We start from the raw sequence: 10,986 nt of genomic DNA on the forward strand, positions 1-10,986 counted from the left end.
CCTGGAGTCTCGCGGGTGGCGACTGGGCGTCACCGGAAGGCGTACGAAGTGCGGCGGCCGATCTCGGCGACGTGGGTGCGGGGGCGGGCAGGCCGTTGCGCACGGCCTGCCCGCAGGGGCGGACGAGCCGTCAGACGGACTGTCCGACCGGACGGATGACGACGGTGTTCACATCGACGCCGGCCGGCTGGCGGACCGCCCACACGATGGAGTCGGCGATCTGGTCGGCGGTCAGGTTGAGGCCCTGGGGGGCGCCGCCCGCGCCCTCCCAGAAGTTGGTCTCCACCCGGCCCGGGGCGACCAGGGTGACGCCGATCCCGTCCGCGGTCACCATCCGGCGGGTGTTCTCGGCGAGGCCGGTCACCGCCCACTTGGTGGCGCCGTAGATGTTGCCGGGGGTGTAGACCACGCCGGCCACGCTGCCGATCAGCACGATCCGGCCCTTGGACTCCTTCAACGCGGCCAGCGAGGACCGGATGAGCAGGGCCGGGCCGAGCACGTTGGTGAGGACCATGTCGCGCCAGCCGGCCGGGTCGCCGTCGGCGAGCGAGTCGTGGGTGGCGTAACCGGCGTTGGCGACGACGGTGTCCAGCCGGCCGAAGGTCCGGACGGTGGCCTGGACAGCGGCCTCGACGGCCTCGTGGTCGGCGGCGTCGGCGGCGATGGTGAGCAGGGTGTCCGGCTTCGCGGCGGTCTCCTCGGCGAAGCGGGCGAGCCGGTCGCTGTCGCGGCCGGTGACGGTCACCCGGTGGCCCTCGGCGAGCAGTCGGCGAGCGGTGGCGGCGCCGATGCCGCTCGAACCGCCGGTGATGAGGGTGACGGGGGAGTCGGTCATGAGGTGGTGCTCCTTGTTCCTCGGTGCAGCGCTCCGCAGTGCAGCGCTCCTCGGTTCAGCGCGCGTTGGTCCGGCGCTCTCGGTTACGGCCGCCCGGGCGGATCAGCGCGGCAGGCGACTGGTGAACCGTACCGGCAGGTCCTCCAGGCCGCGACTGATCGAACTGTCGGCGACCCAGGTCAACCGGTCAGCGGGGACGGCGAGTTCCAGCTCGGGCAGGCGGCGCAGCAGCGTCGCGAAGGCGATCTGCCCCTCCAGTCGGGCCAGCGGCGCGCCCGCGCAGAAGTGCGGGCCGTGACCGAAGGTCATGTGCCGGTTGGGGCTGCGGGTGATGTCGAAGCGGTCCGGGTCCGGGAAGACCGCCGCGTCCCGGTTGGCCGCGGACACCGAGAGGTGGACGAAGCTGCCGCTGGGGATCTCCGTGTCGCCGATCCGGACGTCCTCGGTGGTGGTGCGCAGCGTGCCGCGGTCCACCGAGCCCTCGTAGCGGAGGAACTCCTCGACCGCGGGGTCCATCAGTTCCGGACGGGAGCGCAGCAGTTCCAGCTGGTCGCGATGGGTCAGCAGGGCCCACACGCCGTTGCCGATCAGGTTGGCGGTGGTCTTGTGGCCGGCGATGATCAGGAAGATCGCGGTGGAGATCAGCTCGGCGTCGGTGAACACGCCGTCCTCGTCGGCGGCCCGGACCAGGTCGCCGAGCAGGTCCTCCTGCGGCTCGGCGCGTCGCTTCGCCAGGACGTCGGTGAAGTACTCCACCACCGCGTCGTTGACCGACCTGCGCTCGCGGGCCGCGTCGCCCTCCTGGCTCGGGTCCTGGCTCAGCACCTTGCCCCAGTGCTGGAACAACGGCCGGTCCTCGTACGGGACTCCGAGGAAGGCGCAGATGACCATCAGCGGCAGCGGCAGGGCGAAGGCGTCCAGCAGGTCGAGCTCGCCGGACTCCGGGAAGGCGTCGATCAGGTCGTCCGTGATCCGTTGGATCTGCGGGCGCAGCAGCTCCATCCGGCGCGGCACGAACGCGCGGCTGACCAGGCTGCGCAGCCTGGTGTGCTCGGCGCCGTCGGCGAGCAGCATGTTGCTGGCCAGCACCGAACTGTTCTGCAGGGTCTGGTCGCGGAACCAGGCCGGGGCGGCGTCCAGACGCTTGGACAGCCGGGGGTCGCCGAACGCGCGGGTGACGCTGTCGTGGTCGATCACCACGTAGGAGCCGTCGGCCCCGGAGGGGAAGTCGATCGGGTGCACCGGCCCCTGGGCGCGAAGCTCGGCGGTGGCCGGGTGCGGGTCCGCCCCCGGGTCGGTGACGAACTCGGTGGGGACGCGGAAGGGGCAGACGGCGCCGTCCGGACGGGCTTCCGGACGGGCTTCGGAACGGGTTTCGGACACGGTGATTCCCTCGACTAGGCGCATGCGGGCGGTCAGGAGGTGCTGCAACGGCGGGAACTGCTGGAGGTGCGGGTGTCAGGAAGGGGCGGTCGCCAGCGCGTCGGGATGGGGCAGCCGACGGATCAGCCGGGTGAGGGTCGGCAGCGCCGCCAGCGACGAGACCAGGGCCATGAAGGCGAAGACCCAGGGCGCGCCGCCGAGGTCGAAGATCGAGCCGACCGCCAGGATGCCCAGCGGCTGGGCGACGTAGGACAGGAACATCACCGCGCCCATCACCCGGCCCTGGAGCCGGTCGGGCACCAGGACGGCGACGTACGCGAAGAAGAGCGCGTTGACGATCGGACCGCGCAGGAAGACGCAGGCCAGCAGGAGGCCGAGCGGCAGCACTCCGGGCACGGTCATCAGCAGCAAGGCGGCGACCGGGCCCAGCCAGGCCGCGGCGAGGAAGATCGTCGCGGGGCGCAGCCGGTTCAGCACCCAGGTGGCCAGGGCCGCGCCGACCAGCCCGCCGGCGCCGGCGATGCTCAGCATCATGCCGATCTCGGGTTCGGAGGCGCCGCGCTCCTTGGCGGTGGCGATCAGCGCGAGGAAGGCCCCGGTGTGGTTGAAGGCCATGTTGGAGCCCATGATCCAGACGATCCAGATCACCAGTACCGGGCGGCCCAGGATGAACCGGAAGCCGTCGAGGGCCTTGCGGCGCTCGTCGTTGCCGGTGGGCGCCGCCTGCATCGGGCGCCGGATGAACAGCAGCGTCAGCGCCGAGCAGACGAAGGTCAGTGCGGTGGCGACGAAGGGCAGGGCCTGGGCGACCCCGAACAGTGAGCTGCCGATCGGGGCGCCGGCCACGGTCGCGCCGAGCGGCCGGATCTGGTTCTGGGCGGTCGCGCGGGTGAGTTGGGAGGCCGGTACCACCTGCTTGATCGCGGCGAGGGCGGGCGGTTCGGAGAGACCGAGGCAGACCGCGGAGACGACGGCGAGGACGAAGACGGCCGGCACGTTCGTCCGGTCGGCCAGCACCAGCGCGCCGAAGAGCAGCAGCATCAGGGCCCGGGTGGCGTCGCAGGCGATCAGCAGCTTCCGGCGGTCCATCCGGTCGGCGAGGGTGCCGCCGGCGATCGACACGGCTCCGGTGACCATGAGCTGGGTCGCACCGAGGGCGCCGGCGTAGGCGGCCTCACCGGTGATGGCGAGCATCAACAGCGGATAGGCGACCTCGGCCGACTCCTTGCCCACACTGGCGAGGAAGCGGCTGATCCACAGCGCCTGGAAGTCGCGGTTGCGGATCAGCGGCACGTCCTGGGCGGGGGAGGCCGGGGCGGCGCTTGCGGGGACTGCCGATGCGAGGTCCGAAGGTTCGGCGGTGCCCGGCTCGAAAGCACCGGAATCGGCGGCATCGGGTTCGGCGGCATCGGGTTCGACGGGCTTCACGGGGTCACTCATCTCGGTTCACGGCGGTGGTCCCGGCCAGGATCGTCGCCAGGTGCGCGGCGACCGGACGGGCATCGGGTTCGGACAGGACCGACCAGTGGTCGCCGCGAACCGGGTACACCTCGACGGAGGTGTACAGCTGCCGCAGGCCGCGTTGCAGCACGGCCGCGGTCCGCTCGTCGGCGGCCGCCTTGAGCACCACTGCCGGGGAGCTGATCGGGCGCGGCCGGTAGCGCAGCACGGCCCCGATGTTGGCGACGAACTGCCGCCGCAGCGCCGGGAGTCGGCGCAGCCGGCCGCCGACCGTGCCGGTGCCGAGTACGGCGTCGAGCTGGAGCCGAAGGTTCCCGGCGAGGAAGCCGGGGTCGGTGGCGATCGGTAGGCCGCGCCGGTCGGGCGCGAAGCCGTCGAGGCAGAACAGGACGTCGACCTCCGCTCCGGCCCGGATGAGTTGCCGCGCCGTCTCGTGCGCCACCACCGCGCCGAAGGACCAGCCGCCGAGGGTGTACGGGCCGGAGGGCTGCGCCTGCCGCAGGAGTGCGACGTTCCGGGCGGCGACGGCCTCGATGGTCACGGGCCGGCCGAACCGGCCGGTGCCGCCCGCCGGTCGGCCGGGCCCGTCGGGTTCCAGTCCGAGGATCGGGCGGGTGGTGTCGACGAGTGAGGCCAGGGTTGCGTAGCTGCCGGTGCTGCCCATCGCGTCGGCGGCGAGGAACAGCGGCCGGCCGACGCCCGAGCGGAGTGTCACCAGGCCGGGCGGGGTGGGCGCGCTCTCGGCGGCGTGCTGCTCGACCAGCTTCACCAGCGCTCCGAAGGTCGGCGTCGCGGTGAAGTCGGCGACCGGGACGGCGGCCCCGGTGTGCCGGCGCACCTCGCTCATCAGGTTCACGAGCATCAGCGATTCGCCGCCGAGGGTGAAGAAGTCGTCGCCCTCGGCCGCGGACGTCACGCCCAGTGCCGTCCGCCAGAGCCGTTCCAGGACCTGGTGGACGGGCCCGGCCACCGCGGTGGTCCGGGCGCGCGCTCGGGAGGGGCGCACCGGTTCGGTGGCCGGGTCCTGGGAGTCGAAGGGGTGCGCCGGCAGCGAGGTCCGGAACGGCCGGTCCGCGCCGAGCAGTTCCTCCGGGTCGAGGTCGGCGCCCCGCTCCCAGAGCGCGCCGACGGCGAGCAGGAGCTCGCGCTCGCCGTCCCCGCCGCCCCGGCCGAGCAGCGGCAGGGCGGTGCGGGCGGCGTCCCAGTCGCGGTGGCGCCGCAGGGCTCCGGTCATCGAGGTGCCGGGGCCGAGTTCGAGGAAGGTGTCGCAGTCCGCGGCGAGCACGGTGGCCAGGCCGTCGTCCAGGCGGACGGTGCGGCGCAGTTGCTCGGCCCAGTAGTCGGGCGTGCGGACGGCGGTGGGGTCGGCCCAGTCGCCTGTGGTGTTGGAGACCAGACCCAGCCGGGGTTCCCGGCCCGGGACGGCGGCGACGGCCTCGCGCAGCGCCCGGCTCGCCGGCTCCATGGCCGCGGAGTGGAACGCGCGGCCGACGTCGAGCAGCCGTACGTCGAGGCCCGCCAGGGCGTCGCCGGCCAGGAGTTCGTCCACCGCGGAGGCCGGTCCGGAGATCACGACCCGCTCGGGGCCGGCCACCGCGAGGGTCACGGAGCCCCCGCTGCCGATCCGGCGGGTCACCTCTTCGGGGGAGGCGGTGACGGCGGCCATCCGGCCGGGCTCGGTGTCCCGCATGGCGGTGGCCCGGGCGTGCACCAGGCGGGCTGCTTCTGCCGGGGTCCAGACCTCGGCGAGGGTCGCGGCGACGTACTCCCCGATGCTGTTGCCGAGCATCGCGGTGGGGGTGAGACCCCAGTCCGCGAGCTGCCGTCCGAGGGCGTGGCCGAGGGCCAGCAGCCCGAGTTGCTGGTTGACGGTGTCGACGAACCAGCCGGCCGGTGCCGGCCCGGGGGTGACGACGGGAGAGAGGTCGAGCCCGCAGGTCTCCCGGACCACGCTGGACCACTCGTCGAACGAAGCCCGGAAACCGGGGAGCAGCCGGTACGCGGCCGTTCCGGCCGGTCCGGTCAGGGTTCCCTGGCCGGGGAACAGGAAGGCGACCCGGTCGATCGCGGCCGGGGTCCGGGCGGCGGGCGCCTCCCGGAGCAGGCGGGCCGCCTCCTGCGGGCTCCCGGCCACCACGCCCCGGCGCCAGTCGTGCCGACGACGCCCCGCGAGGGTGCGGGCGGCCTCGGCCAGGGCGACGGACCCGGTGCCGGGCTCGGCACCGCCCTCGGCCGCGGCGGCGTCGGACTCCAGCCGGTCCGCGAGGGCGTGGCGCAGCCGGTCCCGTCCGTCCGGGGAGGCGGCGGACACCGCGAGCAGCCGGTGCCCGGACCGGGCGGCCGGACGGCTGCGCTGCGGCGAACCACCCAGCACCACATGGGCGTTGGTTCCGCCGACACCGAAGGAGCTGACGGCGGCCAACCTGCTGCCGCGCTCCGGCCAGGGTCGCAGCCGGTCGGCGATCCGGAACGGCGTCTCGGCCAACCGCAGCAGCGGGTTGGGCCGCCGGTAGTGCAGGGTGGGGACCAGCTCGCCGTGCTCCATCATGAGCAGCGTCTTGATCATCCCCGCCACACCGGATGCGGAGCCGGTGTGGCCGAGGTTGCTCTTCACCGCGCCGATCCAGCACTGGCCGACGGAGTCGGTCGAGCGGCGGAACGCGTCGGTGAGGGCCTGGAGTTCGACCGGGTCGCCGATCCGGGTGCCGGTGCCGTGGGCCTCGACGTAGTCGAGGTCGGCCGGGTCGATCCCGGCCACCTTCTGGGCCAGCAGGATCGCCTCCCGCTGGCCGGGGATGGACGGCGCGGTGTACCCGATCTTGTCCCCGCCGTCGTTGTTCAGCGCCGAGCCGAGAACCAGGCCGGCGATCCGGTCGCCGTCGCGCAGTGCGTCCTCCAGCCGCTTGAGGACGACGACGCCGACCCCCTCGCCGGGCACGGTGCCCGCGGACTCCTCGTCGAAGGGCCGGCAGTGTCCGTCGGGGGAGAGGATCCCGCCCTCCTGGTAGAGGTAGCCGAACTCGCCGTGCGGGGCCAGCGAGACGCCACCGGCCAGCGCCGCGTCGCACTCGTAGGCGAGCAGGCTCTGGACGGCCAGGTGCACCGCCACCAGCGAGGTGGAGCAAGCGGTCTGCACGGTGATCGCCGGGCCGCGCAGGCCCAGTCGGTAGGCGACCCGGCTGGTGAGGAAGTCCGGCCGGGCGCCGATGACCTGCGCCATCGGGTCGATGTCGTCGCGCGGTGGCAGGGTGGTGCCCTCGGCACCGGCGAAGACGCCGATCCAGCCGGGGAAGCGGGTCGGGTCGATCCCGGCGTCGTCGACGGCCTGGGAGGCGCACTCCAGGAAGATCCGGTGCTGCGGGTCGATGGTCGCGGCCTCGGCGCGGCTGTAGCCGAAGAAGGACCAGTCGAAGCCGCGCGAGGCCGGCAGCACCCCGCGGGCCGGGACGTAGTCGGGCCGCCGGACCAGCTCCGGGTCGGCCCCGGCCGCCACCAGGGCGGCCGGGTCGAAGCGGGTGATCCCCTCGGTGCCGGACCGCAGAGCGGCCCAGTAGGAGCTCACGTCCTCCGCGCCGGGATAGCGGCAGGCCATGCCGACGACGGCGACGGCCCCCTCGGCGAGTTCGGCTTCGGTGTCCACGATCACCTTCCCGCGGCGCGCGGCCGCATCTTCCGACGGGCGGCGCCGCGCGCGTCCGCGTCCAGACCCGGGGCGGCGGCCGGCGCGGGCGCGGCCTGGGCGGCGCCTGCCGAGCCGGATTCGGCCGCGAGGAAGCGGGCCATCGTCCGGATCGTCGAGTTCTCGAACAGTCGCTGGACCGGCAGCTCCACCGCGAAGGCGCGGCACAGCTCGGCGTGCAGGGTCACCAGCTTGAGCGAGTTGCCGCCCCGGTCGAAGAAGTTGTCGTCCGGACCGAGGTCGGCGGTGGCGAGCACCGTCGACCAGAGCGCGGTGACCCGTTCGACCACGTCCTCGCCGGGCGAGGCGGGAACAGCCGCAGCGGCCCCGCCAGGGGTGGGGGTGGCCGGCGCTGTGGAGTCAGGGGCGGCGACGGCGGGCGCGTTCGGCACCAGCCCGACGAGCGAGCGGGTGCGGTCGTCCAGGACGGCCTCCAGCACGGTCGCGTACCGCCGGGCCAGCTCCGCGGCCGACTCGGCCGAGAGCCGATCGCCCCGGTACAGCAGCGAGCCGGTCATCCGCTCGCCGACCACGGTCAGGCCGAGGGTCAGTGCGAACTTCCCGACCGTCGCGGTGCCTTCGCCGACCGTCAGGGGCAGCAGCTCGTGGTCGCCCAGCCGGGCGGGCGTCTCGGCGTGCGCCTGCGGGGCGAGCACCACGTCGAGGTACGGCGTGGACCCGGCCGATCGCGGTGGGTTGAGCGCGGTGACCACCGTCCCGAACGGAACGTGCTGGTCGTCCAGCGCGTCCAGGATGCCGTCCCGGGTGGCTTCGAGCAGGTCGGCGAGGGTGTCGCCGTCGGTGTGCCGGGAGCGCACCACGACGGTGTTCAGGCAGGGGCCGATGACGTCCTGGAACTCGGGCGAGGTCCGGGTGTCGGTCGGGAAGCCGAAGGTGAGGTCGCTGCTGCCGGTCCAGCGGTGCAGGGTGCCGATCAGGGCGGCGGCGGCCACCATGAACCAGGACACACCCAGCTCCTCCTGGAGCGGACGCATCCGCCGGAGGAGGTCCGCGGGTAGGTCGAGGGCGACACTGCCGTGCGGCTGCGGGGCGTGCGGGGCCGGCAGCGGGAGCCGGCTCGGTGCACCGGTCAGCCGCTCCACCCAGCGGTCCAGGCCCGCGGGGTCGCTCTGCTCCACGGCCGCGACCAGGTCGCGGTACTGCTGGCCCGGCGCGGCCCCGGCGCCCTGGTAGCAGCGCTGGATCTCGGCGAGCAGGAGCGGCAACGAAGATATGTCGAAGACGATGTGATGGATCGTCAGAGTGAGGACCTGGCCGTCCGGGGTGTCGACCAGCCCCGCCCGCAGCAGCGGCCCGGTGGTCAGGTCGAAGGGGCGGTCCGCCTCGGCGCGCAGCAGCCCGTCCAGTTCGGCCGCGCTCGCGCAGCGCTCGCGGTGCACCTCGGGTCGCCACGGCGCGCCGATGAGCTGGCGGACGCCGTCCGGCCTCTGCTCGAAGGTCGTGCGCAGCGCCTCGTGCCGTTCGACGACCCGGGCGAGCGCCTCGGCGAGCCGCGCCCGGTCGAGTTCACCGGTCAGCCGCCAGGCGAACGGCACGTTGTAGCGGCCGGGTTCGGGGTCGAGCCGCTCGGCCAGCCAGATCTGCTGTTGGAAGCCCGAGGCCGCCGACTCCTCGCGCGCGGCGGCGGGCGCGGCGGGTGCGGCCGCGGCGCCCCGCTGGGCGTCGATGTGCGCCGCGAGGTCGGACAGGACGCCGTGCTTGAACAGGTCGCGCAGCTTCAACCGCACGCCCAACCGCTCGCGGATCCGGGCCAGCAGGGTGACCCCGCGCAGTGAGTGGCCGCCCAGGGACCAGAAGGAGGCGTCACCCGAGGTGACCGGCCGTTCCAGCAGCTCGGTCCACATCTCGGCGAGGAACAGCTCGGTGGGCGTGGTCAGTCGGCGACCCGGGGTGTCCGGTTGCCCGGCCGGTTCGGCCACCGTCCCGGCCCGCTCCAGGAGTTCGAGCATCCGGGCCCGGTCGGCCTTGCCGGTCGGGCCGATCGGCAGCTCGGAGAGCACCAGCCAGCGCCCAGGGACCATGTACCCGGGCAGCCGGTCGGCCAGCCGGGCCGACAGGGTGTCGGGCAGGTCGTCGCCGGTCGGCTCCGAGGCGGCGCCGACCACGGCGCAGCCGGCCAGCTCGGCGGCGGTGCCCTCGCCCAGTTTCTCCACGAAGGCGGCCTCGACGAGCCCGGTCGCCACGGCGGCCTGCTCGATCTCCTCCAGCTCGATCCGGAACCCGCGCAGCTTCACCTGACGGTCCCGGCGGCCGGTCATCTCCAGCGCACCGTCGGGAAGTTCACGGACCAGGTCGCCGGTGCGGTAGATCCGCTCGCCGGTGCGCGGTTCGGTGACGAAGCGCTCGCCGGTCAGCTCGGGGCGGCCCAGGTAGCCCAGCGCCACGCCGGGGCCGCCGAGGCACAGCTCTCCGGGCGTGCCCGGAGCCACCGGGGCGAGGTCGTCGTCGAGCACGTACGCGGTGGTCTGCTGCAGCGGGTGCCCGATCGGGACCCGCCGGCGGTCGGCCAGGCTCTTGGCGGTGCACTCGAACCAGGTGGCGAACGCGGTGGCCTCGGTGGGCCCGTAGCCGTTGACCAGACGGGCGGGCGGCCCGGCGGCCAGCACCCGCAGGCTCGCGGCCAGGTCCAGTTGTTCGCCGCCGACCACCAGGTTGCGCAGCGGTGCGAAGGCGTCGGGCTGCTCCCAGGCCACGGTGTGGAACAGCGAGGTGGTGAGGAACATCGTGGCGATCCCGGCCTCGCGGACCAGTGCCGTCCACTCGTCCAGGGTGAGGTCGGTGAGGAGCGGCAGCGGGACGACGGTGCCGCCGGAGGTCAGCGTGGACCAGATCTCGCAGGTGGTGACGTCGAACGCGGGGTTGCAGGTGTTGGCCACCCGGTCGCCGGGTTCGATCGGGCAGTAGACGGCCCCCTCGACCAGGCGCACGACCGCGCGGTGCGGCACCAGGACGCCCTTCGGACGGCCGGTGGAGCCGGAGGTGTAGCAGACGTAGAGGGGGTCCTCGCCACCCGCCGTCGGGTGTGCGGGGCCGGGCCGCGACGTGCCGGACCCCGGCTCACCGGGCTGCGGCTCGTCGGCGCCCGGGTCGGCGTCCGCGGTCAGCACGGTGAGCCCGGCGGGCATCCGCCGTCGGCTGCCGACCACGGCGGCAGCCGCGCCGGAGCCGGTGATGATGTCGGCCACCCGGTCCGCCGGGGCGCCGGCGTCCAACGGCAGGTACGCGGCGCCGCTGCGGGCGATGCCGAGGAAGGCCACCACGAGTTCGACCGACCGGTCCAGGTCGACGGCGACGACCGCGCCTCGACCGACCCCGGCCGCGGTCAGGCGGTCGGCGAGCACGCCGGCCCGGTGCCACAGCTGGGCGTACGTCAGAGCGGCGCCGGTCACCGGGTCCTGGACGGCGGGGGCCTCGGGCCGGGCCCGGACCTGGGCGGCGACCAGCTCGGTGACGCTCCGGCCGGTGACCGCCCCGCTCGTTCCGGCGGCCGCGCCGACGCGCAGGGCCGGGTCACCGAGGCGGTCGCGGTCGATCTTCCCGTTGCGGGTGAGCGGCAGCTCGGAGAGGAACACCAGCTCGGCCGGGACCATGAACCCGGGCAGTCGCG

The 10,986-nt window shown here is 74.2% G+C and carries 5 protein-coding genes; all 5 read right to left on the reverse strand.

From position 1 onward, the window contains the following. Window positions 1–130: 130 nt before the first annotated feature. Window positions 131–835 carry an SDR family oxidoreductase gene (locus ACFC1T_RS22165; RefSeq protein ID WP_375891086.1) on the reverse strand — a complete coding sequence of 235 codons (705 nt, stop codon included), beginning with the start codon at window positions 833–835 and terminating at the stop codon, window positions 131–133. Between the two features lie 102 nt (window positions 836–937). After that, the gene (locus tag ACFC1T_RS22170) at window positions 938–2,218 is read right to left on the reverse strand and encodes a cytochrome P450 (protein WP_375891087.1); all 1,281 of its coding nucleotides are present in this window, start codon (window positions 2,216–2,218) and stop codon (window positions 938–940) included. Between the two features lie 75 nt (window positions 2,219–2,293). Then, a complete protein-coding gene (locus ACFC1T_RS22175; RefSeq protein ID WP_375891089.1) occupies window positions 2,294–3,658 on the reverse strand; it encodes an MFS transporter in 1,365 nt (454 codons plus the stop codon). Beyond that, entirely contained in the window at window positions 3,651–7,319 is a 3,669-nt protein-coding gene (locus tag ACFC1T_RS22180; RefSeq protein ID WP_375891091.1) for a type I polyketide synthase, read from the reverse strand. The genes ACFC1T_RS22175 and ACFC1T_RS22180 overlap by 8 nt, the downstream gene beginning before the upstream one ends. 2 nt (window positions 7,320–7,321) lie before the next feature. Beyond that, window positions 7,322–10,986: amino acid adenylation domain-containing protein (locus tag ACFC1T_RS22185; protein WP_375891092.1), on the reverse strand; the 3,665-nt coding region annotated here is incomplete at its 5' end.

The organism is Kitasatospora sp. NPDC056076 (assembly GCF_042266305.1).
In the GTDB taxonomy this organism is placed as follows: Bacteria; Actinomycetota; Actinomycetes; order Streptomycetales; family Streptomycetaceae; genus Kitasatospora.